Consider the following 24,578-nt stretch of genomic DNA (forward strand, 5'->3'; position numbering starts at 1 on the left):
CCGTCGAAATTCCATTAACGTTTATGATAAAAAACGGTAAAGTTGTCTATAAAAAGAAGGGGCTAATTAATTATGAAGAGTTTTTAGATAAATTAAATTCATTCAAATAGTAAAAACAAAAAAACCGCTCTCAAAAAGAAAGCGATTTCAAAATTTATTTAAAATCCCAATTAAAATATCGCCGGATATTTCTGAGGATTTGTTTCATTAAATAAAGCATAAATTCTTTCAAGCATATCATCCGCAGACGGCTTGCTAAAATAATCTCCGTCGCTTGCATAAGCCGGCCTGTGGTCGTTTGCAGCGATGGTCAACGGATTAGAATCAAGGTATCTGAAGGCTTTTTGCTTTTCCAAAATCTGTTGAAGAATAAACGCTGAAGTTCCGCCTTCTACATCTTCATCGATTACAACTAATCTGTTTGTTTTCTTCACAGATTCAACAATTTCATGACTTAAATCAAAAGGAATTAATGACTGAACATCAATAACTTCCGCAGAAATTCCAAGCTTTTCCAATTCGTTTGCTGCTTCCATTACGATTCTCCAAGTCGATCCATAAGTCACCAAAGTAACATCTTTTCCTTCTTTTGTCACTTCGATTTTCCCTACAGGAACTGTGAATTCACCTAAGTTATCAGGCTGTTTTTCTTTTAATCTGTAACCATTTAGACATTCAACAATCACGGCCGGCTCGTCTGCCTGAAGCATAGTGTTGTAGAATCCTGCTGCGATTGTCAGGTTTCTGGGAACCAATACCAGAATTCCTTTTGAAAGATTAAGGATTCCCGCCATCGGAGAACCAGAATGCCAGATTCCTTCGAGCCTGTGGCCTCTTGTTCTGATGATTACCGGTGCTTTCTGACCTCCTTTTGTTCTGTAATGAACCGTCGCTAAATCGTCGCTCATTCCTTGAAGACAGTATAGAATATAATCTAAATACTGGATTTCAGCAATCGGCCTCAACCCTCTCATCGCCATACCAATACCCTGGCCCAGAATCGTAGCTTCACGGATTCCCGTATCGGCAACACGAACTTCACCGTATTTTTCTTGCATACCCTCCAGCCCCTGGTTCACATCACCGATATTTCCGGCATCTTCACCAAATACTAAAGCTTGAGGATATTTTTCAAAGATTTTATCAAAATTATTTCTTACTACTACCCTTCCGTCAACCTCTTCTGAGCTTTCAGAGAAAACAGGTTTCACTTCTTTTACATTTTCAGCTTTCCATTGAGACTGTGAGTATAAGTGGGAAGAATAATTATCTTTTTCAACTTCAAAAATCTCGTTATATTTCTGCATTAATTGGTTTCTTTCCATAGAATTTGTACCTCTTGTCACCAATAATGTTTTTCTCACTAAATGAAAAATATCTTTCTTAGATTTTGAAACTATTTTATTAAACTGATTAATACAATTTTCTATTTCAACATTTTGTCCTTTAATATTTTCAACTAAAGGCAAAACTGAATGAATTAAATTTGTAATTGTTTTCTGGTAGTTGTCCCACGCATTTTTCTGCCCTGCTTTTACCATTTTTTTCGCTTCATCATCTATCACATTAAGCTCTTCTGCAGTAGCAATAATTTCTTCTTTTCCGTCAATCTCGATTGAGTAATTCACAATCCATTCTCTGAATTTTACCAACCCATCAAACTGAGCTTCCCAAGCAAGACGTTCTTCATTTTTATATCTTTCGTGAGAGCCTGATGTAGAATGCCCCTGAGGCTGTGTGACTTCAATCACATGAACTACCACTGGCATGTTTTCCACTCTTGCAAATTGCTCTGCTTTTGCATAAGCATCCAATAATGCAGGATAATCCCAGGCTTTTACCTGAATAATCTCACATCCTTGGAGCTCGCCTTCTTTTCTTTGGAAACCGCTCAACATTTCAGCAATATCAGCTTTTGCCCTCTGCTTCATCGTTGGAACCGAAATTCCGTAGCCGTCATCCCAGATAGAAACAATCATTGGAACCTGAAGTGCACAGGCAGCATTCAACGTTTCCCAGAAGTGGCCTTCCGCAGTAGAAGCATCCCCGATTGTTCCAAAAGCGATTTCGCTACCGTCTTTAGAGAACTTTTCAGAACCTTCAAATTTTATTGTTTTATATATTTTAGATGCCTGAGCCAATCCCAATAATCTAGGCATTTGTCCTGCAGTAGGAGAAATATCGGAAGAAATATTTTTTTGGGCTGTTAAATCTTTCCAGCTTCCGTCTTCGTTCAAACTTCTTGTTGCAAAGTGCCCGTTCATCTGTCTTCCGGCGGATGCAGGTTCTCTTTCTACGCTTGTATCAGCATACAGCTGGGCAAAAAAACTTTCTATTGTCAATGCATCTACAGCCATAGAAAAAGTCTGGTCTCTGTAATATCCCGAACGGAAGTCTCCGTTTTTAAAAACCTTCGCCATAGCCAGCTGAGGAAGCTCTTTACCATCCCCAAAAATTCCGAATTTAGCTTTTCCTGTTAATACTTCTCTTCTTCCCAGATACGACATTTCGCGAGAAATCCTTCCCAGCTTATAGTCTCCAAGTATCTGATTTTTAAAATCTTGAAAAGAAATCTGCTGTGTTTCAATATAGGTTGTTTGCATAGCCCAATAAAAAAGTTTTTGTTCTTGAAGTATTTTGCTAATATACACTTTTTAAATTAATTTTAATTTTTAATAAACTTTTTTAAAAATTTGATAATAAAAAAAATTGTATTTATTTTAGAATAAATTTATAAAAATGGAAAAAAAATCAAGCCATATACTCAACGCATCGAGTAATCTTTTAGGGTTTTCATTGGTGATCATTACTTCTCTGAAAATCTCAAAAATTAGTCAGAGTACACATTTGGACGAATTTGCGGGAATTTCATGTCTGGGTTTTGCCATTAGCTGCTTCTTCTCTTTTTTATCAATAAGATCAAAAAACGAAAAGCGCTCGAACAAGCTTGAGAATATTGCGGATTATTTATTTTTAACTGCTTTATTTTGCATTGTATTGGCTGTTATTATTGTAACGGTGAGGATTATTTAATTCCTACAGACTTTCAATTTTCAACGAAATTAATCATACAGGATAATCCCTGTAAAATAAATTATAATTCTATGAAAATCAGTACCATTACTTCCAATATAGGAAATAGGAATTGTATTATGATAACTCATTCCTTCTGCTGAAATTACTATGGCAATACTAAGCTGAGCCCCAAAGCAAGGAAGATTGTGCTTTAAAAGTACTACTCTTCAATACATTGTAATTAGGGAAACTTTCTGCATTTACTTATAAACTAATAAAAATGCATCATTTGTTTTTAATTAAGATATTAAAATGAAAAATGGATATTAGCGATAAATAAAAGCATTTTTCGCCAGTATGTGTAATTTAAAATTTTCGCTCAATTACATAATCCAGCATAATATATAAAGATTTTTTGGCTTCGGAGTCAGGAAATTCATTTAGAATGTCTCTGGCTTTTTGTTGAAAATCTTTCATTATGTCAATGGCATAATCAAGGCCTCCTGAATTTTTAACAAAATTAATCAACTCTTTTACTCGCTTTTGGTCGTTATTGTAGCGTTTTATAGTATTAAAAAAGTATTTTCTATCTTTTTCGCTGGCAGTTCTTAAGGTATGAATTAAAGGAAGCGTCATTTTTTGCTCTTTTATATCGATTCCTACAGGTTTTCCAATGACATTTGAAGTTAAGTAATCGAAAAGGTCATCCTTGATCTGAAAAGCCATTCCGGTATACGTTCCGAAATACATCATTTTTTTGGCTAAAGTTTCATCAGCATTATTGGATAAAACCCCGATTTCGCAGCATGCAGCAATTAAAGTGGCTGTTTTCTGGCGGATAATTTCGTAATAGACCTCTTCCGTGATATCTAATTTCCTTGCCTTTTCCAGCTGGAGAAGCTCTCCTTCAGACATTTCACGAATAGTCCTTGAAATCACACCCAGTAAATCGTAATCTTTATGATCTGTGGATAATAAAACCGATTTTGACAATAGGTAATCTCCTACCAACACAGCAATTTTATTCTTCCATAAAGCATTGATAGAAAAGAAATTACGACGTTTAAAACTTTCATCTACCACATCATCATGAACTAAAGTTGCCGTATGAATCAGCTCGATCATGGAGGCTCCCCGATAGGTTTTTTCATTAACCTCCCCGATAAGCTTCGCACAAAGAAATACGAACATTGGCCGCATCTGCTTCCCTTTTGTAGTAACAATAAAACGGGTTACTTTATCTAATAAGGGTACTTTACTCTGCATGGATTCATAAAACTTCTGTTCAAAAAGTTTCATTTCCTCATTGATCGGTCGCTTGATTTCTTCTACAGTGTTGGCCACAATCTTTGAATGATGGATAATAATTAATTATCACAAAGATAATTGTTTTCAGGCAATTTTAAGATAATTTAATGAGAATATCAATTTTAAGCTTTAATGCAAGGACGTAAGAATTATATAAGTTAAATAAATATTTTTTACCTTTTTAAGGATGGTTCGTCCAGCAAATGATAATCTAATTGTATTAATCTTTGAATTTATCTTTTGGAATAAAATAAAGGCCAGGTTTTGTATTTCCAAGCGGTGAATGGAATTTTTCCCCCGATAGATAAACTCCCGATTCATCAACAGCGATCCCTTCAATCTGCCCGATGGATAAAGCGCTTCCCAGATAATACCGCTTTGGATTTTCTTTAAAAAATATACCTTGGTTGCTTTCATTAAATACGTATAAGAATACTTCTGTTTTCTTTGTATAGCCTATTAAATAAAGCTTTTTATTAAAATAAGAAGCATCTGTAACAATATAGCTGGTTTTATAATTTTCTATTTTTTGTACTTTCTGTTTTCCTGAAGTTTCAGGATCTACGACATAATGGGTTGTTGATTTTGAATTCCATTCTTTAGTAAAAAGATGAATTTTTCCGTTTAAAAAAATCATAGCTTCAGCATCAAAATCTGTTTCAGAATATTTTGGGATAAAATCCTTCTGTTCTGAATATTCATAAGAAATTATTTTAGCAGAATCATTTTTCAATACATTATTTTCGAAATCAATTTTATAAATTTCAAGATCTTTCCTGATTCCGCCGTTATTCCCGAAATCTCCAATGTACAAGTTTTTACCATCATTTGTAAGTGCTTCCCAGTCTTTATTTTTTGCATTAACCGGGATGATATTTATTATTTCCCCGGTTTTCTTATCCAGTTCAAATATTTCAGGTGTATTTCCGCTGTCGTTGAAAGTGTACAATTTTCCATTCATCAAACTTAAACCCGATGTTTCCTGAATTTTTTTGTTCAGATAAGCAACCCTGTACTTTTTGATTTTCAACAGCTTGTATTGTTGGGAAAAAGAGAATATGGAAATGGTTATACATACAGCTAGAAATATTTTTTTCATGGGGGGTAAAATATTTATTTAAATGCAAATGACGTTAATTTTTTATATGAATAACAGAAATATTCATGTAGAAATTCTATATACTGGTCTGTTATTCTGAACGTAACAAAGTGGAGTAAAGATTCTTTTTACCACAAAGTTCGCAAAGGCTTTTCACTTAATTAAGATCGCAGAGAATGACATTCATTTATTTCAATTCAAAAAGACGAACCAAAGCCCGCCTTAATTGATGATATAGATTATATTGAAAAATATCAATTATAATCAAAATATTCGTATTATTCGTGAAAAAATATTTGTCCCGTCTTTATTTAAAAACTATGCAGATCTTTTCCTAGCTTCCTCTCTTTTTTTATTTTTTCTTGCCCAATAATCCTTCTGATATTGCCTTACTGTTTTCCCGGTTCCGTCGTGCCGCCAACCCGGAGAATTAAAAATATAATTGATCATGTCGGAAAATTTTAAACCGGGCTGCTTTATATCTTTCCAGATTTTTCGCCATTCGTACAAGAGAACGGTATCCGGCTTATCATCGGGCATTTTTGGATAAATTCCGTATTTTACGGGAACATTTGGGTCTTCTTTTTCAAAGGTCCCGAAAATTTTATCCCAGATAATAAGGCACATCCCCATATTTCTGTCAAGATATTTGATGTTGCAGGCATGATGAACACGGTGATGAGAAGGAGTTACCAGAATATATTCTAAAATTCCCATGCTCTTCACAGTCTGTGTGTGAACCCAGGTTCCATACACCTGCCCTATTGCGTAAACCACCATAATATGCCACGGATTAAATCCTAAAAATGCAAGCGGAGAAAAATATAAATACCTATATAAAGGCTGTAAAACAGGACTTCTAAATCCTGTCGTCAAATTAAAATATTCAGAATTATGATGGGTAATATGAACCGCCCAAAATGCCCTCGAATGATGATCCACATAGTGCAGAACATAATATGCAAAATCTGTAATCACAAAGCAGATCAGCCAATACCAAACCGAAAAATCCCACGAAAAAAGCCTGTGATTATAAAAGAAAAACATCACTCCCATCGCAAAGGCTTTCATCACAAAATCCAGTCCAAAATTCATCAGCGCAAGATAAACATTGGTGGCAACATCCTTCTTGCTATATAGCTTAGCTTCTGAAATATGACTGTAGATCATTTCAGCTAAAATAATGGCGGCATGAACAGGTATTGCCCATGAATACACATTTTCAAGCCCATCTTCACCTAAAAAGTAATCCATCATCACTTATTTGTTTGTGCAAAGGTAACTTTTTAAAAAATCGTTAAGAATTTTTTTTAATGTTTTTTAATCAAATTTTAATCCGTTGTTTTGTTGGCAAGCTGTCCACATGCAGCATCAATATCTCCGCCACGGCTTTTTCTGACCACACAGACTATCCCTGCATTCTCAAGCTGACGGATATAATTTTCCTCTGCCTGCTTATTGCATTGATCATATTTCCCGTCACCGATCGGGTTGTATTGGATTAAATTTACTTTAGAAGGAACCTGTTTACAATACTTAATCAAAGCCTTAATATCTTCATCTTTATCATTGATATCTTTCCAGACACAATATTCAAAAGTGATTACAGAGCCCGTGTGTTTGTACCAGTATTGCAGTGCTTCCATAATTTCCGTTAAGGGAAACTTATCCGAAAAAGGCATGATCTCGTTACGCTTTGATTCTATTGCAGAGTGAAGCGACAATGCCAGTTTCACACGCAGATCTTCATCAGCAAGCATTTTGATCATTTTTGGTATTCCGGAAGTAGAAACGGTGATTCTTCTTGGAGACATTCCCAAACCTTCCGGCTGGGTGATTTTTCGGATGGCTTCTACGACATTTTTGTAATTCATCATCGGCTCTCCCATTCCCATAAAAACGATATTAGAAAGCGGCCTGTCGAAGTACATTTTACTCTGGCTGTCAATTAAAGCTACCTGATCCACAATTTCTGCAACCTCAAGGTTTCTCATTCTCTTAAGCCTTGCCGTTGCGCAGAATTCGCAGTTTAATGAACAGCCGACTTGTGAGGAAACACAAGCCGTAGTTCTTGTTTCCGTAGGAATTAATACAGACTCCACCATTAAGCCGTCATGAAGTTTCACTCCGTTTTTAATAGTTCCGTCTGTGCTTTTTTGCAGTAGATCTACAGAAACAGGATTAATAGTATACTCCTCGGCGATTCTTTCACGAAGGGTTTTTGAAAGATTCGTCATCTCATCAATCGAATGGAGATTCTTACTCCACAGCCAGTCATAAACCTGTTTCGCACGAAACGGCTTTTCTCCCAAAGAAACAAAGTATTCCTTAAGCTGATCCAGTGATAAAGTTCTGATATCTTTCATTATAGGTAATAGGTTGCAGATAATAGGTAATAGGTAACAGGTGTCAGATGTCAACTGCGACCTGCTACCTTATACCTGATATCTTTTATAAAATTAACATTGCATCTCCGTAAGAGTAGAACTTATATTTCTCTTTTACGGCTTCTTCATAAGCATGCATGATGAAATCTCTTCCGGCAAATGCTGCAATCATCATAATTAATGTAGATTTTGGTGTATGGAAGTTGGTAATCATTGAGTTGGCCACTCCGAATTCATGAGGCGGGTAGATGAACTTGTTTGTCCACCCGTGGAAAGCAGAGATCTTTTTGTTTGAAGAAACTGAGGTCTCCAAAGCTCTCATCGTGGTTGTTCCTACAGCGCATACTCTTCTGTGGTGATCTACTGCCTTATTGATAATCTCGGCATTTTTTTCATCGATGAATACTTCTTCAGATTCCATTTTATGTTTAGAAAGATCTTCAACTTCGATTGGGTTAAAAGTCCCTAAACCAACATGAAGAGTAATTTCAGCGAAATTGATTCCTTTGATTTCCAATCTCTTCATCAAATGCTTTGAGAAGTGAAGACCAGCAGTAGGCGCAGCCACCGCTCCTTCTACTTTTGCATAAATTGTCTGGTATCTTTCCGCATCTTCCGGCTCAACAGCTCTTTTAATATATTTTGGAAGCGGAGTTTCTCCCAATTCTTTCAGTTTTGCTCTGAATTCTTCATAAGATCCATCAAACAAGAATCTCAGGGTTCTTCCCCTTGAAGTAGTATTGTCAATAACCTCTGCTACCAAAGATTCATCTTCGGTGAAGAATAATTTGTTACCAATTCTGATTTTTCTCGCAGGATCAACAAGTACGTCCCAAACACGGGTCTCCTTATCAAGCTCTCTTAAAAGGAATACTTCAATTTTGGCGCCTGTTTTTTCTTTATTTCCGTAAAGACGTGCAGGAAAAACCTTAGTATTATTGAAGATAAATAAATCTTCTTCATTGAAATAATCTACCACATTTTTGAACAGCTTGTGCTCGATGGTCTGGGTCTTTCTGTCTAAAACCATTAATTTGGCTTCGTCTCTGTGCTCTGATGGGTGTTCTGCTAGTAATTCCGCAGGAAGATCAAAATTAAAATCGGATGTTTTCATTTTTTAAATTACGGTTTAAAAATTTATTGAAATTACAAAGTGTAATTCGGCGTGCAAATATACAATATGAAATACCTCTTTGTCAAGTATTATTTACATGGATGTTAAATTAAATTTAGCCATTGTCCATTTTGAATCTTTGTATTTCGGAATTATGTGAAACACCTTTGTTTAACTAGTTTAAAAAATTTAAAACTCATCCTTCGTCTTTTTTTGCATTTTTATCATCATGTTTTTTGAAACAAAACCATTTAATAAAGGTAAACAAAGGCATTTGACTGTGTCGAATCTTCGATTTCATTTTAAAAGTACAACAGATTATAGATGTAATATCCTTTAATTAAAATTCAAATTGCACAAAGGGTTTACTTAAATAAAAAAGAAGCTGTCTCAAAAGGCAGTCTCTTTTTATGAAAAAAGGCCGCCTCACTTTTGAGACGGCCTCTTAAAAAAATTATATGAAAAAACTACTATTTAAAATCCCTTTATAATTTATTTCTAAAAAGATTTTTATCGTAAAATATGTAAATTAATAATGTATGTCTTACTGATTTCTATTTCATTAAAACTGCGGAGCTATAGACCTGGGACTTTATATCAGATATTTCTATATTCTCTTTATACTCCGCTAACATATTTAATCATTTAAATAATTGTCAAAGAATAACTTTAAATTTTATTAATCTTAATTTCCAAAAAGTACTGTAGAGAAATTACATGATGTCCCACCAACGCTTATTACCCAAGATGGATATAAATTGTAATTACTATGAGGAGGAACATATCCATTCAAATTAACCGGCACATATCCATCTCCATTAACAAAAACCCCAGCCTGCAAAGTTGCAGATATACCAGTAAACCCTGTAGAAGTAGTAGTTTGTGAAGCATATGATTGCCCATTACCTCCACTATATGGTATATAAACAGTCTGATTAAATTGTGTCCCTTGAATGCCTACAAAACCGTGAAGAGGTCCTGATATTTGTACTCCCCCAGGGCTAATTACGGCTTCTCCACATTTTAATGTTGGCGCTGGTGCATTAACTGATACTGAAAAAGTACATATTTGACCTCCGAAATTTACCGTAAAATTAGCTGTTCCGGATGATGATGGTGTTCCTGAAATAGTATATGTTAAACTTCCTGAACCATTAGCTAATGTACCTGCACTTAAAGTCGCCGTCAATCCTGTTACTCCTGTTGATGATATAGTTTGCCCTGAATAAGCAACCCCGTTACCTCCTGCATAAGGTAAGCTAAAACTACCCATACTAAATGCTCCCGAAGTAAAGCTGCCATTGTGGGTTCCACTTCCACAAAGAAGTTGAGTAACCTGAGGTTGGGAAGAGCTTACATTAACATTAAATGCACATAACTGACCCCCAAAATTTACTGTAAAATTAGCCGTTCCGGATGATGATGGTGTTCCTGAAATAGTATATGTTAAACTTCCCGAACCATTAGCTAATGTACCTGCGTTTAAAGTCGCCGTCAGTCCCGTTACTCCTGTTGAGAATATAGTTTGCCCTGTGTAAGCTACTCCGTTGCCTCCTGCATAAGGTAAACTAAAAGTACTATTACTAGATGTTCCTGAAGTAAAGCTGCCATTAAGGGTTCCACCTCCACAATTAAGCTGGGTAACGATTGGGGTTCCACCTGAGCATGGGGTTATATCTCTCCATAAGCTATTTGCATATCCTTTAAAGCATTTTGCTGTAGTGTCAAAAATAATCATTCCGTCACTAGGATTAGCAATAGCTGAAGGACTGGCAACTCTGTTAGTCATAAAAGCTTTATTCGTTGCTCCTAAATCTAAACTGGCATCAGAATTTGGCGCTGTTGTACCAATTCCAACATTTCCTACATTACTGAGAACCATACCTGGTGCTGTAGTAGGTGTCTGGGATGAAGCATGGAATTGCAATAGACCAGGGCTTACTCCTAGACCATAAAAATCATTACCTGAAGGGTTATTGAATACTGCAAGCTTTTTACCAACAGGATCTGTAGGAGACGCTCCTGCTGATGCTCCCAAATCTAGCCTGTTATTAGGCGTTGCTGTACCAATACCAACATTACCATTAGAATGTATTCTCATTCTCTCAACGGCGTTAGTGTTTGCAAATCCTGTCCAGAAAGAAATTACACCATTGGTAGATGCATCTCCTCCCCATGATAGAAGTCTAAGTTGATTTCCTACTGATCCTGGATTAGGATAATCTATCGTTCCCTGCGCTGTTTTATTCAATGCTGCCTGCCCGGCAAATGAAATGGCTCCTTGAACGTCTAGTTTTTCTTTTGGCACTGTAATTCCCACTCCTAAGTTTCCAAATTCATCAAAACGCCCAGCTTCATTATTACTATTAATAAGGAAAGCCAATGCATTATTTTGAGCAGTGCCATTTCCTCTGTGTATACCTTGAATACCAGCACCACCATAACCAAAACTTCCATTAATCTTTGCATTAAAAACGATTGAACCAATAGTATGCCCATTTGATAAATTTACGCCTGCATTAGAACGACGCATCACAATTTCATGACCGTTTGATATAGGACTTTCATCATCAAATAGATAATCATCATTAACGTCAGATCCGGCAGTATGATTATATAAATGGAGTCTTGCAGCAGGATTGGTAATCCCAATACCTACTGTACCCTGGCTTGATACTGCAAAATCATTAGATTGTTGCAAATTAGTAGGAGCCCCAGTAGAAGAATTGTCTTTGGCTCCATCCACATGGAACAAAGCTCGGGGATTAGATGTATTAATTCCAACTTGAGAATAATACACCATTGGTAAAAAAGCAGCAAGTAAAAATGTTTTTTTCATCAATTTAAAATGTTTAAAATTATGATACTATAAATCTAAAATCAAACTACATCCATAAAAATATTCTCAATAAAATTCTAACTCTTTAATGTGAAACAGAATATATTAGCATTTAATTTTATAAAAATAGAATGATTTGTTGCGGCAAAATTAGATATAAAGAACCCGAACCTTGTAGTCTAAGAACTACACGGCATACAATGAGAACTACGATGTAATAGGGAATAAACCTGGCTATAATAAACCAAGTTATAAATAAAATAATTAAAAAATTTTCAAAAAAAACTTAATCCATTGTTTTACAACAAAATAAGTCAGAAGACATAATTACGCAATAATCAAAAAAATAAATCTTTTAATATTGAAATAATAATAAATGCATTATGTATAATTCACAAAAAAAAGAACTTAAAATAACTTTAATTAAGCATTTCACATCACTGTATATTTTTGATAAAACGAATGTAAATCATTTAAAAGTGACATAATGTACAATTTATCAAAAAAATATATAAAATAAAAACTACAAACAGTAGTCGTAGTACTACATCTATTCTTGAGTATATAAGTGTGAACGGATGTGAATTATAAACTTATGATCTTTTTTCATCTAGAAATTTCAGCTATTTTTCTCCAAAAAAATTTCTAATTTATTCACTTTACATTTTCTTATTTATTAATTAACCTCTTGCAATGAGTAAATAATTTTCTACCAAAAATAACTAAATAAATTAATTATTATTGAAATAGGTCAAGAAAATGACGGATAAAGATCTAATACTAAAATTTTTCATAATCTATTAATGCTAATGTTCTTATTACTTTTTAATATGCTTCTAAAAATAAAAAAGCAAACCCCTGTGAGATTATTGGGTTTGCCATTGTGTGACCGCAGAAGGATTCGAACCCTCACTGTCGGAGCCGAAATCCGAAGTTCTATCCATTAAACTATGCAGCCGAATAGGTTTTAGTTTAGGCAATAAATTTTATGTAAAAGGTATCTTCAGCCTAAAAACTATCATTTAGTACTTAAAAAGTAATCTTCACACCACCCAGAATCTGGGCTCCAAGAACTTTATATCCTTTGTATGTCTGATACTTTGAGCTTAAAAGATTATTCCCAAGCGCGAAAATACTGAAATTTTTGTGAATTTTATACTCTGCGGAAAGATTTAAATCTGCATACCCGCCAACTTTATCATTTTTATTTTCTGCAGACTGGTACATCATCGGACTTCCAACTCCCTCAATAGCAAATGAATTCGTTGTTCTGTCGCTTGCAAAAATCCCTTTGAAACCAAGCAATAATTTTTGATCAAGCATGGTATATTTTGCTCCTATACTTGCTGTAAGTAGAGGAAAATTATAGATATTATCGTAGTTTTTCAGGTCAAATTTTGTGAATTTCACCTCTGTATCCAAAATTAATTTTGCCAATGGGAAATACTGTAAACTTCCTTTGATATCACCCACATTTCCATCATCATAAATTGCTGAAAAAGTATTGGCATAATTATATGCAGAACGGTTAACCGAAGTATAATCAAACAAATCGTTTGCTTTGAAGAACATAATATCTCTCATTTTACCATACCCTGCAGAAACATCATATTTAAACATTTCATCAATGTCGCCTCTCAAACCTACATAAAAATGATATTTAGTTTCCGTTGGTTTTAAATACTGATCCGATAAAATAAACGGATTTTGCTGTAACAAATCTGCATAGGTATTGATTTTTAAGCCGCCATCTACCCCTCCGTAAAATTTGAATTCATTAGCTGCTGCCACCTGGAATTCTGCCTGCGGGAACCAATAAGTTTTGTTGTTCATCATTTGTTCAGCCATCAGGTTGTTCTGATTTTTAGCATTTAAAAATGAAAATGACGATCCAAGCATCAAATAAGACTCTCCTTTCCTGAAGGTCACTTTCGGACTCAGGCTTGTATTAACAAAGTTTGAAGTATTTTGATCTCTTATCGAAAATTCACTTTTCACAGCTTCCAAACCAACACCAAGATCAGCATTTAAATTAATACCTGATTTTCCGATTTCAACAGCATGTTTAGATAAATTCGCTAAAATTGAAACCTGATTTTCCTGTGCATCAAAATGATCCTTCAAAAAAGAAGATTTCACCCTCACATCATTTAAAATTTCATTTGAATAAAAATCATAATATCCATTTACCTTAAACTGGTTGACTCTCTGATCCAGATCCACATCACCAGGATTTAAAGCATAAATACCATAATAATTATAACTATTTAACCCATATTCAGCATTCAAATTAAATTTTCCTTTATTTCCGTAAGAATTAAGAAAAGCACCTAAAGTTGTTGAGCTCTGTTTTGAATCCCATTCATACTCCTTTTTTAACCCCTGAGTTGAAAGGAAATGCGCATCCATCCCAACTTCAATTTTATTTTCCAACGTCTTTGAAATGTTGGCATCACCCAGGATTTTTCCATAATTCCCCATTCCGAACTGGATATAATTATTCTGTGCTGAGCCTTCAAATTTTGGAGTCACATCCTGTCCCTGAATAGTTGAAGTTTTAAAATCAGAAACCGCCGGTACATCCGTAATATTGTATTGTACTGGGTTTTGAGACTTCTCCTCAGGTGGGTAATTTTTAATGGTTTCTACAGAAGTTTTCTTCTTTTCAATCTTCTTCACTTCCGGTTCCCTTTTCTTGTTAAGAATAAGTTTTTCTTCTTTGATCTGGGAAAACGCTACCGACGAAAACCCTAAAAATATGATGGATAATAATTGAATTCTTTTGTTCATTACTTTTTGTATTTAAGCATTTGTGTAAAAAATATTAATGATTTTCACTTCATGAATACATTCTACGGGAATACATTAGTACATTTTTTTTACTTTTTAATCTGCTTTTTAACTTCTTTTGCTTCTGCTACAATTTCAGGGAAATCCTTGTAATTTTCAATGATCTGATCACAGGTATAGCTCGCCTGGTAATTATCTTTTAGACCTACATAATTCTTCGCCATCAGCACTAGCGCTTTTGCACCCCAATATTCTTCGGAAGCATAATTGTTTGCAAGCTTAAAGATCGTTTCATTGGAAGATTTGAAGGCTTTTCCTTTATTTTGATAATACGCTTTTGCAAACAGTGCTTCTGCCGCCACCGATGTATTAGAAGACTTTTCGAGAGAAGCATAAGCTGCCTGTGCACCCTTATCTTTCCCTGAATTCATCAAGCTTCTGGCTTTAATGACCTTCGCTGTTTCTATGACTGCAGCAGAATTTTTGCTATTGGCAATTACTGCATCCGCCAGTTTTTCAGCTTCAGAGAAGTTCTTTTCATCGGCATACAGCTTCATCAATTCTACATTTGCATAATTTCTGACATTTACATTTGATGAATTTTTAATATTTTCAAGGTATTTTCTAGCCTCTTCATTATTACCCTGAGCAATATATATCTGAGCCACACGTGTTTGCGCGTCATCCTGATAATCATTCGGAACGTTGGCAACTTCCTGTAAAACCAATAATGCTTTGGTAGCATTTTTTGTCTGGTAATAGCTTTCCCCTAATTCATATTTAGCCTGATAAAGACCTTCGCCAGTCGGGTTTTGGGTTAAATATTTTTCGTAGTAAGAAATAGCATTTTTATAATCTTTTTTCGTGAAATATTGTTTTGCGGTTGATAAATTGATTTCATCAATTTCCCTCGAGTCTATATTTACACCGATACTTCTTGCAAAAGTTTCATATCCTGACACATCACCGTTTTTCGTAAAGACAGGTTTTGCAGCCTGAACGATTTTCTCTGCATATGCAGTATTTTTATACTGCTCACCCAGACTTCTTAATTCGGAAAGTGCTTTATCATTTTGGTTCTGGTCGATATAATTTTGAGCCCTATAGATCAACGCATTAGCCACCAAATCTTTATCAGACGAAGTTTTTATAACCTTGTTAAAGAAATCATTAGAATTGGCAAAATCATCCTGAGCCGCATAAGCTGCCCCTATTTCGTATTGGGCATCGTCATAATAATCAGAACCAGGATATTTTAATAAAAGATTTTTAAGGTTGGTTATTTTGGACTGGGTATCTCCTTTAAATCCTAAAGCCATTGCCTTCTGATACAATGTGTAATCTGTCGCATCTTCGTTTTTATCATATATTGCTATAGCTTCGTTTAGGTTATTATTGGCATAATTAATATCTGCCAGACGAAGTTCCGCATCATTTTTAAACTCAGGTTTCGGGTTGGTTAAATATTGCTTAAAATAAGTTTCCGCCTGATCAAATTTTTTAGATTTAAAATAAGCATATCCTAAATCATAGGTTAACTGTTGCTTTTCAGGGAAGGTTTCGTTAAGCAGCTTTTCATAACGTACAATTGCTGAAGGATAATTTCCTTTTTGATAATAAACCTGCCCCAACCAATATAAAGCCCTGTTATTGAATTCTTTATTAATATTAAACCCTAAGCTTCTTAAGAAATATTGTTCTGCTTCATCATAATTTCCTTTGTTAAATTCTTCCGTTCCCAATAAATAAGAAACCTCCTGGTCTACTTTGTCAATATCCGGGGAAGAATTTTTAAACCTGTCAATGGCATTTAATGTTTCTTTATAATTCCCTGAATATAAATAAGATTTCACCAAAAGAGATCTCATTTCCGCTCCGTTGGCATCATTAGGGTTTTCGTCAATATAATTTTGGATTACCGTAGAAGCACTTTCAAAAGGGTTTCCGATGTCATAGCTTAACTTAGCATATTGTTCATGCGCCAGTTTTTTAACCTTACGGTCATAATTCATCTGGTAAGACGAACGGAAAGCAGATAAAGCTTCCTGCTTTTTATTCACTGCAAGATACGCATTACCGAGCTGATAGTATGCATTTTGAGCCAAAGCAGAATTGCTGTTTAAAAGCTGGTTATAATAAGAAACCGCTTCATCATATTTTTTAAGCTGAGCAGCTACAAACCCCATCTCATAAAGGTCATTTTCCGACGGATTTTGCTGAACATTTAAGTAATCTTTTAAGTGGGGATAAGCAGAAGTATAATCATTTTTCATGAAATAACTCTCCCCGATAATCTTGTGGACTTCAGCTTTATAAGCATCGGAAATATTATCGTTAAGCAAAGCATTTCCTTCTGTAATGGCCTTATCATAATCTTTATCATTATAATACATCTGAACATAATAAGGACGCACCAGTTTAGAATATTTCGGCTGGTCTTTCACAGAATCAAAATACTGGAAAGCCTTGTCATTCTGCCGGTTTGAATAATATAAATGGCCCAGCATATAAGCAATATCCCCTTTTTGAGATTCATCGGCAGTTTTATAGGCCTCTTCCAATGCATCGGTAGCACCTTTGGAATCGCCCATCATGAATTTAACGTAACCTAATTTCAGGATATATTGTGTGTTTTCTTCTTTTGAAAGCTGATATTGATTAATTTTTTTTAAAGCTTCTAACGCTCTTTCGAAATCCTTTTTAGCAAGGTAATAATCAGCCAATGGAAGATTTGCCTGTGCAAAATAAGCAGAATTCGGGTATTCTTTCATAAAGGCTGTTAGGCCTTCCTCAGCATGATTTTTTTGAAGGATCACCCCGATTACATTATCAAAAAACTGCGCTGCTTCCTTTCTGGAACGTGACAAATTTTCGTTGTAGAAATATTGTCTTGCATATTCATATTGGGAAGCGTTGTATATTTTAGTCTGGTAAAGATTTTCAGCCAGATTGAATCTGTAGTTTTCTTTTTGTGTAAAGTACTGTGACTGTTGTGCATCGGAAATCCCAAAATAGAGCACCGCAGTCGCTAGAAGTATTTTTTTTGAGTTCATTAATTTAAAATTTTAAAATGTTTAGGCCTGAAAAATAACGGTCTTTTATTTTAAATTTAAAGTAGGTTTTATCCACAATTTACCAACGAAAATATTGAAAAGATATTGTATAAACAAACGTTTTAACATAATGTTAATTTGTGGATTACTTTTTAATACTTCTTAACTTTTTTATAAGAAATCTTAAGAAAATTTAAATTATACCAGAGAAATAATTACATTTGTTTTTTTCAAATCAAATATAGAATTGAATGAGACAGCTTTTTAGAAGAAAAATCTATTCAGATTCAGATACATCCACTAGCTTATTAAGAGTTTTAGGAGTTTGGGACATTGTGTTTTTTGGTATTGCAGCAATTATTGGTGCAGGAAGTTTCAGTAGTTTGGGAGAAGCTGTTTTCAGAGGGGGTCCCGGGGTGATTCTGTTATATTTGATCTGTGGGTTTGCCTGTGGGTTTACAGCCCTCTGCTATGCAGAATTTGCAAGCAGGATTCCTACTGCAGGTTCTGCTTATACTTATGCTTATGCCAGCTTTGGAGAATTAATCGCATGGGTTATTGGCTGGGCACTAATCATGGAATATTCTTTTGGAAATATTTATGTGGCTTTTTCCTGGTCAGATTATTTCACAAGTTTTTTAGAACGTCTTGGAATGCACATTCCTGACTATTTAACCTGCAGTTATACAGAGGCTAAAAAAGCTTTCCTAAGTAATTCTGAGAATAAAGAATTGCTTAACGCTTGGAAAAATGCACCGTTAATAGGAAGCTTCAAATTCATTGTTGATATACCAGCTTTGGTTATCAATGGGTTAATTACCTGGTTATGTTATATTGGTGTAAAAGAAAGTAAAAACTTTAATAATGCTTTGGTTATCCTGAAACTGGCTGTAATTGTATTGGTAATCCTTGTTGGTTTTGCTTATATAAATACTGATAACTGGACACCTGTTAACCCAGAGACAAAAGTCTCTTCATTCATGCCGAATGGTTTTGTAGGGGTAATGAGTGCTGTGTCCGGAGTTTTCTTTGCTTATATTGGGTTTGACGCTTTAAGCGTTTTGTCTGAAGAAACCAAAGAACCTCAAAAAACCCTGCCAAAGGGGATGATCATTTCTTTGGTGCTATGTACAGTTATCTATATTGCGTTAACCTTGGTGCTAACCGGAATGGTTGACTACAGAAAATTTGACGGAGTTGGAGATCCGCTTTCTTTTATTTTTGAAAAAGGAAATGCAAATGTTGCCTGGATGGAGCTTGTTGTTTCTTTTGTAGCTATTGTAGCGATTACAACGGTATTATTAGTATTCCAAATGGGGCAGCCGAGAATATGGTATGCTATGAGCCGTGACGGGCTGATGCCACAGAAATTCCAGCAGGTGCACCCGAGGTATAAAACACCTTCCTTTGCTACAATTATTACCGGTATTGTGGTAGGAGCTCCTATTTTATTTACGGATAAAACCTTTATTTTAGACTTTACCAGTATTGGGACTATTTTCGCATTTGTTTTGGTGTGTGCAGGGGTTTTAATGCTTCCTGCAAAAGAAAAATTAAAAGGCAGGTTTCACCTTCCGTATGTAAATGGTAAAATTATTTTTCCGGTGATTTTTTTTGGTGGGCTGATCGCTTTTTACATTCTGCAGCCAGAGTTTTTCCAAAACTTAATGGACTGGAAGAATCCAAATGAAGGGGAATTTAGAGCTTCTATATTTTTCTTTATTTTGATTAATGTGATTCTTTGTATTTTGGCTTTTATTAAAAACTTTTCATTAATTCCTTTAATCGGATTAAGTTCATGCCTCTATCTTCTTACAGGAATGAGCCACGAAAACTGGTTCTGGTTCGGGCTTTGGTTTGCTATCGGATTGGTTATTTATTTCTGCTACGGACATAGAAACAGTAAGCTCAGAAATATTTAAAATTAAAGGCAAAATCACAAATAACGAAAAGGCAGATTTACAAATTTATTTTTTGCTTTTGTCTTTTCCCATTTCGATTTTAAAATTGGCGAACTTCTTGCTTAACTTTTTTAAACTTAAACTAAAAATACCATGCCTGAAAAAATTAAAACCTTCAAAGAATTTTATCAGTTTTATCTAACCGAACACAGCAAAATGGGAACAAGAATTTTTCACTTTATCGGCACTTTGCTTGTTTTCATTGTTATAGGATATGTTATCAGCTCAGGCAAGGAAAGATTCCTTTGGTATATCCCTATTTTCGGTTATGGTTTTGCTTGGTTTAGTCATGCCGTAATTGAAAAGAATAAGCCTGCAACCTTTAAATATCCACTTTGGTCTTTGATTTCGGATTTTCGTCTGTTTTTTGAATTGTTCACCGGAAAGCAGAAATTTTCAGGAATTCCAGAGAAAAAGACTTCGGAATAATTTATTGAGCTTAACACTGAAATTCGGAAAACATTTTTGTTCAAAGCAAAAAGCGGGACCGTCTTTTTATTATGAAATTCCTTTACAAGCTGTATGACATTACTAAAACTGACAGCTAGTAAAATGGTTAGTATTAGAAAAGTGTCACACCGAACCTGTCGAAGCATTTCTATTTCATATTTTAGTCATTCTCGCTAAATAAGCATCTTCATCCTGCAATACCTTTTCAATTTTAAAACCATTGTTTTCAGCAGCATTTTTCAAAGTATTAAAATCAAGATAAAGCCATTTTATTGGGTCTTCGGATTCTCCTTTGTAATGAACAATATAATCTAATTCACCATAGTACCCTTCTGCCGGAATATAAACTCCCCCATCTTCATCCTTATCATACATATACAAAATGTTTGTACTATCAATCAGGATCTGACCTTTCGGATTCAATAAAGAATACAATTTTTCGAGGTAGACATCAATAAGTGCTAGGCTTTGGAAAATACCCGTCCCATTCATTAATAAAAGGATCGTATCGAAAGTTTCTACTGAAAAATGAAGCATATTTTCAGCCACAGCTTTTTTAATGCCTCGTAATTTGCAAACTTCAATAGATTTTTGGGAAATATCTAATGCAGTAACCTCAAGATTTTTTTCATCCTGAAGGTACAATGAATGCGACCCCGCACCAGATCCAATGTCTAAGATTTTTCCTTTTGATAATTTCAGTGCTTTTTGTTCGATATCATTCATATCTTCAAAATCACGGAAAAGATAATCTACTGGAAGTTCATCCAGCTCAGAAATTGACGTTTCAGTCTGCAGATCCTGTGGATTTTCATTGTGATAATAATCCCAGATAGCTCTGCCCATTAAGTCTTTCATTGTTTTTCTTAAAGTACAAAGATAGAGTTTTGTATTTTTAAGTCATTTTAAAATATTAAATTTTCTCTCGAAAATATTGTCCGGAAAAGATTCAACCTAGATTTTCTAGGGCAGGCATAAGGCAAATGCTAGCAATTTCTTGAGCAATTATAAAATTTTATTATTTTAGTATTTCAAATTGCTTGATATGAAAAAGATTGATTTATTATTTGCAGAATATGCTGAAAGTCATAGAAACTTCACCAATAAAATGATTCATTGGATTTGTGTTCCTTTGATTTTTTGGACAATTTTAGGCTTTATCTCTCTTGTTCCATCAAAGTCAATTGGTTTTAAGTACATCGGTGAAATCAGTTATATAAGCATTGTAGTAATAACTTTAGTTACCATTTTTTATACGCGCCTTTCTTTCATAATTGGCTTAATCATGATTTTTATAATGATTTTAATGGAAAGTTTTGCTTATGGAATTAACATTCGTTTTAAAGAAAATTCATGGATGGTTTACTTTTCCGTTTTCATTATTACCTGGATTTTACAATTTATCGGTCATAAAATTGAAGGCAAAAAGCCTTCTTTCCTTAAAGATATACAGTTTCTTCTCATTGGCCCCATCTGGTTATTAAGCTTTATCCTTAAAAAACTGGGAATTAAATATTAGGGTTTGCTAAGGAAGATGGAGGCTGGAAGTTTTTTGCGCTTTATAAACTTCCACTTCCCGCATCCATCTTCAAGCCAATTAATCTTCCAAAGCGTAGACGGCAAAGCTGGTGAGCCAGTGATCACCACCGTAATTTCCCTGGAAAAGTAATGGTAGGCCATTGTTTAAAAATATAGATGCTTTTTTTTCAAATTCCTTTTTTAATGGATGATTATTAGGAAGAGATTTTGCAATTCCTTTCATACACCAGGCTTTAGAAAAAGATAAGCCTACGAGATGTACGGTTTGATAATCATTTAAGTCACTTACCACAGGGATCTTTTCAATATTCTCCAAGCTTCGCTTTTCGTAGAATGTATTTAACCATTGAACAAAATCTTTTTGGGGTAGAACTCTTCTCATCAGATCAGCAATTTCAAGGCTTGGCGAGAAGAAATCTGAACCATCAGGTTCTAAGTATGCCGGTGTCTTTTCATCTTTTAAATAAAAGTATTTTGCCTTTTCTATTAATTGTTTTTCGAATTCTGAATCCTTATTCGCTCTTGCCCAATCAATGGCAAAAGCCATAGCAAAAGCTGTATTAGGATGAACTCCCGTTCTGTTAGGATAAGTCTGCTTTGGTAAAAAATTTTTCCAGGAAGCCAAAATTTTATCTGTTAGAGGTTTTAAATTCTGGTACCAGATTTTCGCTTTTGGATTATTCCAGGTGGCTAACTCTTCATCTAGCTTTAAAAGCCACGCCCAACCGTAGGTTCTTTCAAAAGTTCCAGTCAGCTGATATTTTGTAAAATAATCTGCTTCCGTTTGAAGGTTTTCTTTTTTAAATGAATTTTCAAGAATATTTTCAATGTCTTTAGCAATAGACAAATTCGGTTTAGTTTTTAATAAGCGAACCAGCATCCAATGTCCGTGTACAGAGCTATGCCAGTCAAAACAGCCATAAAAACTTGGGTGCAGATCTTTAGGGCCTAAAGGAACTTCATTTACATTATTAATGATATGTGCGGTTTTGTTTGGGTATTCCTGATTGATACAGTGAAGTGGTTTTTCTGATAATTTGACAGCCATCTCATCCGTAAGTTTCGGAATTTCCTGGGCATATATTAAAAACGGAAAAAATACTAATGCTAAAAAACTCTTTTTCATTCATTAAAAATATAAAATTATTTCAATTTTTAATTGTTAACAGACCTGAAAAACAATAATTTCTAATGTGTTTACATTAATTTCTGGTAATTGTTGAAAATTATCATTAACCTCAAAATAATTTAGTGTATAAATTTTTAAATTCGCAAAAAAACAATACAAATGAATAAAAATGAGATTCCATTTATTGTCAGGAAATATATCTTTAACGTATCAATAATCTCGGTTCGGGATTACTTGAAATTGTATATCATTAATCCTAATTTATGAGCTGGAAGAAAACGGACAAATTAAATCTGAATGGTCCTGTATTTTATGATAACAGAAAGTTTGATCTGTATTTTAAGATTGATATTCTTGTTGAGAATAAATTAATTATTGAATTAAAACCTGTTAAAAAACCTTGAAGATATTCATTTTAAACAATTACAAACTTATTTAAGGCTTTCTGGCAAAAAGATTGTGCTGCTTGTGAATTTTAATACTACTAATATTTTGGATGGAATTAATTTTTATCTCGTAGATTTATAGCAGATTGTGTATGTTTTTAAATATCAACAAATCAAAATTAAAAATCTGCTAAATCTGTGAGAAATTAAAGTTTATTTCCCCAAAACAAAAACCGCCGGTATTTTATGAAGTTCCTGCTTATTTTTCTGCCAGTCTTTTATCGTTTTTGTTTTGATAAATTCATGTTCCGGATCGTTGATATTGGCTGCAATACAAAGTTTTGTATTGGGTGATAAAAATTTCGTCAAATCTTCAAAAAGCTGGTTATTTCTGTAGGGTGTTTCCATAAAAATTTGGGAGTATCCGGTTTTTTGTACCATGCTTTCTAAATGTAAAATCTGCTTCTTCTTTTCCCCTTTATCTATCGGTAAGTATCCGTTGAATGTAAATTCTTGCCCGTTAAAACCACTGGAAATTAAAGCTAAAATAATGGACGAAGGCCCTGAAAGAGGCATCACACGAATGTTTTTTTCATGACACCATTTTACAATAAGATTTCCGGGATCAGCAATACAAGGCAGTCCGGCCTCTGAAAGCAGGCCAAAATCCTGCCCTTTCAGCATTAATTCCTGTGCTTCTTTAATATCCGCATTTTCTGTGTATTTATCTAAAAGAAAAAGCTTCAGATCTGACTGTTTTTTCTCCGGCGCAAAAAATTTCACGACTTTTCTGGCGGTCTTTTCATTTTCCACGAAAAAATAATCCGTCTGCATAATATATTCTTTGATAACCGGGGAAAAATGGCTTATAGAAGTATTTTCTGAAAGGTAGGCTGGAAGTAAAAAAAGCATTTTCTGAGAGTTATGAATTATGAGTTAAAAATTATTGGTTTTTGGCTATTAGTTGTTTTGCGATTACATTACAGCATTTGTCCAGCAATTGGAATACGTTTTCAAACTCATCCATTCCGCCCCAATAAGGATCTGGTACTTCAGCGTTTTCATGATCTCCCAAGACATCCAGAAATAAAGAAATCTTCTGCCTTTGTTCTTCATTTTTTGCCATGGAAACAACACTTTCGTAAACAGCAATATCCATACAGTAAATTTTATCAAAATTTTCAAGATCTTCTTTTTTAATAGGTCTCGATCTCTGTTTTGAAATATCAATATCATGATTGGCAGCCGTTTTAACAGCTCTTCTGTCCGGATGTTCTCCTTCATGCTGAGAGATCGTTCCCACAGAATCTATAAAAAAATCCCCGGAAACTTTAGTTTTCATAATTCCTTCTGCCAAAGGGCTTCTGCATATATTTCCTAGGCAGACCATTAATATTTTCATTTTTTAATAATGAAGTTGTTTAAACTTTTAATTTTTTGATTAATCTTAAAGAAAATGCTAAAAAATGCAGATTCTTCCAAGTAATATCCAACGTTTCAAATCTTAT

General features: G+C 34.4%; 19 protein-coding genes and 1 tRNA gene. 6 read left to right on the forward strand and 14 right to left on the reverse strand.

Annotated elements, in window-relative coordinates; translation table 11 throughout:
- Positions 1-170 precede the first annotated feature (170 nt).
- A complete protein-coding gene (locus BW926_RS12250) occupies positions 171-2,603 on the reverse strand; it encodes an alpha-ketoacid dehydrogenase subunit alpha/beta (protein ID WP_076447453.1) in 2,433 nt (810 codons plus the stop codon).
- Positions 2,604-2,739: 136 nt separating this feature from the next.
- Here BW926_RS12250 and BW926_RS12255 point away from each other — a divergent pair, with 136 nt between their 5' ends.
- Positions 2,740-3,033, forward strand: a complete 294-nt coding sequence (locus BW926_RS12255) for a hypothetical protein (RefSeq protein WP_076447455.1) — start codon at positions 2,740-2,742, stop codon at positions 3,031-3,033.
- 348 nt (positions 3,034-3,381) lie between these two features.
- Here BW926_RS12255 and BW926_RS12260 read toward each other — a convergent pair whose 3' ends face one another.
- The 9 genes from BW926_RS12260 to BW926_RS12300 all read right to left on the reverse strand — a co-directional run bounded on the left by BW926_RS12260 (position 3,382) and on the right by BW926_RS12300 (position 17,605).
- Positions 3,382-4,359 carry a polyprenyl synthetase family protein gene (locus BW926_RS12260; protein ID WP_076447457.1) on the reverse strand — a complete coding sequence of 326 codons (978 nt, stop codon included), beginning with the start codon at positions 4,357-4,359 and terminating at the stop codon, positions 3,382-3,384.
- A 184-nt stretch (positions 4,360-4,543) separates the two neighbouring features.
- Positions 4,544-5,422, reverse strand: a complete 879-nt coding sequence (locus BW926_RS12265) for an SdiA-regulated/phytase-like domain-containing protein (RefSeq protein ID WP_076447458.1) — start codon at positions 5,420-5,422, stop codon at positions 4,544-4,546.
- Positions 5,423-5,740: 318 nt separating this feature from the next.
- Positions 5,741-6,679 (reverse strand): sterol desaturase family protein, encoded by a 939-nt coding sequence (locus BW926_RS12270; RefSeq protein ID WP_076447460.1) that lies wholly within the window; start codon positions 6,677-6,679, stop codon positions 5,741-5,743.
- A 74-nt stretch (positions 6,680-6,753) separates the two neighbouring features.
- Positions 6,754-7,788 (reverse strand): dual-specificity RNA methyltransferase RlmN, encoded by a 1,035-nt coding sequence (gene rlmN, locus BW926_RS12275; RefSeq protein ID WP_076447461.1) that lies wholly within the window; start codon positions 7,786-7,788, stop codon positions 6,754-6,756.
- Between the two features lie 85 nt (positions 7,789-7,873).
- Positions 7,874-8,923 (reverse strand): tRNA preQ1(34) S-adenosylmethionine ribosyltransferase-isomerase QueA, encoded by a 1,050-nt coding sequence (gene queA / locus BW926_RS12280; RefSeq protein ID WP_076447463.1) that lies wholly within the window; start codon positions 8,921-8,923, stop codon positions 7,874-7,876.
- Between the two features lie 685 nt (positions 8,924-9,608).
- Complete coding sequence (locus BW926_RS12285) at positions 9,609-11,762, reverse strand: hypothetical protein (RefSeq protein ID WP_076447464.1); 2,154 nt, start codon at positions 11,760-11,762, stop codon at positions 9,609-9,611.
- An 886-nt stretch (positions 11,763-12,648) separates the two neighbouring features.
- Positions 12,649-12,720: transfer RNA gene (locus tag BW926_RS12290), tRNA-Arg, on the reverse strand.
- Between the two features lie 71 nt (positions 12,721-12,791).
- The gene (locus BW926_RS12295; RefSeq protein ID WP_076447466.1) at positions 12,792-14,552 is read right to left on the reverse strand and encodes a TonB-dependent receptor; all 1,761 of its coding nucleotides are present in this window, start codon (positions 14,550-14,552) and stop codon (positions 12,792-12,794) included.
- Between the two features lie 89 nt (positions 14,553-14,641).
- Positions 14,642-17,605, reverse strand: a complete 2,964-nt coding sequence (locus tag BW926_RS12300; RefSeq protein ID WP_076447467.1) for a tetratricopeptide repeat protein — start codon at positions 17,603-17,605, stop codon at positions 14,642-14,644.
- Between the two features lie 251 nt (positions 17,606-17,856).
- Here BW926_RS12300 and BW926_RS12305 point away from each other — a divergent pair, with 251 nt between their 5' ends.
- Together BW926_RS12305 and BW926_RS12310 are read left to right on the forward strand one after the other, a co-directional pair.
- Complete coding sequence (locus BW926_RS12305; RefSeq protein WP_076447469.1) at positions 17,857-19,527, forward strand: APC family permease; 1,671 nt, start codon at positions 17,857-17,859, stop codon at positions 19,525-19,527.
- 132 nt (positions 19,528-19,659) lie between these two features.
- Positions 19,660-19,995, forward strand: coding sequence for an Mpo1-like protein (locus tag BW926_RS12310; protein ID WP_076447470.1), 336 nt, complete (start codon positions 19,660-19,662; stop codon positions 19,993-19,995).
- A 174-nt stretch (positions 19,996-20,169) separates the two neighbouring features.
- Here the strand turns inward: BW926_RS12310 and BW926_RS12315 are convergent, their stop codons facing one another.
- Positions 20,170-20,874, reverse strand: coding sequence for a class I SAM-dependent methyltransferase (locus tag BW926_RS12315; protein ID WP_076447472.1), 705 nt, complete (start codon positions 20,872-20,874; stop codon positions 20,170-20,172).
- A 187-nt stretch (positions 20,875-21,061) separates the two neighbouring features.
- Between BW926_RS12315 and BW926_RS12320 the strand changes: the two genes are divergently transcribed.
- Entirely contained in the window at positions 21,062-21,535 is a 474-nt protein-coding gene (locus tag BW926_RS12320; RefSeq protein ID WP_076447473.1) for an Mpo1 family 2-hydroxy fatty acid dioxygenase, read from the forward strand.
- 78 nt (positions 21,536-21,613) lie between these two features.
- Here BW926_RS12320 and BW926_RS12325 read toward each other — a convergent pair whose 3' ends face one another.
- Positions 21,614-22,681, reverse strand: a complete 1,068-nt coding sequence (locus BW926_RS12325; RefSeq protein WP_076447475.1) for a DUF2891 domain-containing protein — start codon at positions 22,679-22,681, stop codon at positions 21,614-21,616.
- 266 nt (positions 22,682-22,947) lie between these two features.
- On the opposite strand from BW926_RS12325, the gene BW926_RS14660 reads away from it, so the two are divergent.
- Positions 22,948-23,088: a GxxExxY protein gene (locus tag BW926_RS14660; RefSeq protein ID WP_262484498.1), complete on the forward strand. Its 141-nt coding sequence runs from the start codon at positions 22,948-22,950 to the stop codon at positions 23,086-23,088.
- Positions 23,072-23,212: a GxxExxY protein gene (locus tag BW926_RS14665; RefSeq protein WP_262484499.1), complete on the forward strand. Its 141-nt coding sequence runs from the start codon at positions 23,072-23,074 to the stop codon at positions 23,210-23,212. Before BW926_RS14660 ends, BW926_RS14665 begins: the two co-directional genes overlap by 17 nt.
- Positions 23,213-23,283: 71 nt before the next feature.
- Here BW926_RS14665 and BW926_RS12335 read toward each other — a convergent pair whose 3' ends face one another.
- On the reverse strand, positions 23,284-23,982 hold the full coding sequence (locus BW926_RS12335; protein ID WP_076447476.1) for an SAM-dependent methyltransferase: 699 nt from the start codon (positions 23,980-23,982) through the stop codon (positions 23,284-23,286).
- Between the two features lie 31 nt (positions 23,983-24,013).
- Positions 24,014-24,472, reverse strand: coding sequence for a low molecular weight protein-tyrosine-phosphatase (locus tag BW926_RS12340; protein WP_076447478.1), 459 nt, complete (start codon positions 24,470-24,472; stop codon positions 24,014-24,016).
- Positions 24,473-24,578 lie beyond the last annotated feature (106 nt).

This window comes from Chryseobacterium sp. RU37D (genome assembly GCF_900156075.1).
GTDB lineage: Bacteria > Bacteroidota > Bacteroidia > Flavobacteriales > Weeksellaceae > Chryseobacterium.

What these genes read in the sequence shown, in the direction of transcription:
- BW926_RS12250 (WP_076447453.1), bottom strand. Translation starts at nt 2,603, where the DNA reads ATGCAAACAACCTATATTGAAACACAGCAGATTTCTTTTCAAGATTTT.
- BW926_RS12255 (WP_076447455.1), top strand. Translation starts at nt 2,740, where the DNA reads ATGGAAAAAAAATCAAGCCATATACTCAACGCATCGAGTAATCTTTTA.
- BW926_RS12265 (WP_076447458.1), bottom strand. Translation starts at nt 5,422, where the DNA reads ATGAAAAAAATATTTCTAGCTGTATGTATAACCATTTCCATATTCTCT.
- BW926_RS12270 (WP_076447460.1), bottom strand. Translation starts at nt 6,679, where the DNA reads ATGATGGATTACTTTTTAGGTGAAGATGGGCTTGAAAATGTGTATTCA.
- rlmN (WP_076447461.1), bottom strand. Translation starts at nt 7,788, where the DNA reads ATGAAAGATATCAGAACTTTATCACTGGATCAGCTTAAGGAATACTTT.
- queA (WP_076447463.1), bottom strand. Translation starts at nt 8,923, where the DNA reads ATGAAAACATCCGATTTTAATTTTGATCTTCCTGCGGAATTACTAGCA.
- BW926_RS12285 (WP_076447464.1), bottom strand. Translation starts at nt 11,762, where the DNA reads ATGAAAAAAACATTTTTACTTGCTGCTTTTTTACCAATGGTGTATTAT.
- BW926_RS12295 (WP_076447466.1), bottom strand. Translation starts at nt 14,552, where the DNA reads ATGAACAAAAGAATTCAATTATTATCCATCATATTTTTAGGGTTTTCG.
- BW926_RS12300 (WP_076447467.1), bottom strand. Translation starts at nt 17,605, where the DNA reads ATGAACTCAAAAAAAATACTTCTAGCGACTGCGGTGCTCTATTTTGGG.
- BW926_RS12305 (WP_076447469.1), top strand. Translation starts at nt 17,857, where the DNA reads ATGAGACAGCTTTTTAGAAGAAAAATCTATTCAGATTCAGATACATCC.
- BW926_RS12310 (WP_076447470.1), top strand. Translation starts at nt 19,660, where the DNA reads ATGCCTGAAAAAATTAAAACCTTCAAAGAATTTTATCAGTTTTATCTA.
- BW926_RS12315 (WP_076447472.1), bottom strand. Translation starts at nt 20,874, where the DNA reads ATGAAAGACTTAATGGGCAGAGCTATCTGGGATTATTATCACAATGAA.
- BW926_RS12320 (WP_076447473.1), top strand. Translation starts at nt 21,062, where the DNA reads ATGAAAAAGATTGATTTATTATTTGCAGAATATGCTGAAAGTCATAGA.
- BW926_RS12325 (WP_076447475.1), bottom strand. Translation starts at nt 22,681, where the DNA reads ATGAAAAAGAGTTTTTTAGCATTAGTATTTTTTCCGTTTTTAATATAT.
- BW926_RS14660 (WP_262484498.1), top strand. Translation starts at nt 22,948, where the DNA reads ATGAGCTGGAAGAAAACGGACAAATTAAATCTGAATGGTCCTGTATTT.
- BW926_RS12335 (WP_076447476.1), bottom strand. Translation starts at nt 23,982, where the DNA reads ATGCTTTTTTTACTTCCAGCCTACCTTTCAGAAAATACTTCTATAAGC.
- BW926_RS12340 (WP_076447478.1), bottom strand. Translation starts at nt 24,472, where the DNA reads ATGAAAATATTAATGGTCTGCCTAGGAAATATATGCAGAAGCCCTTTG.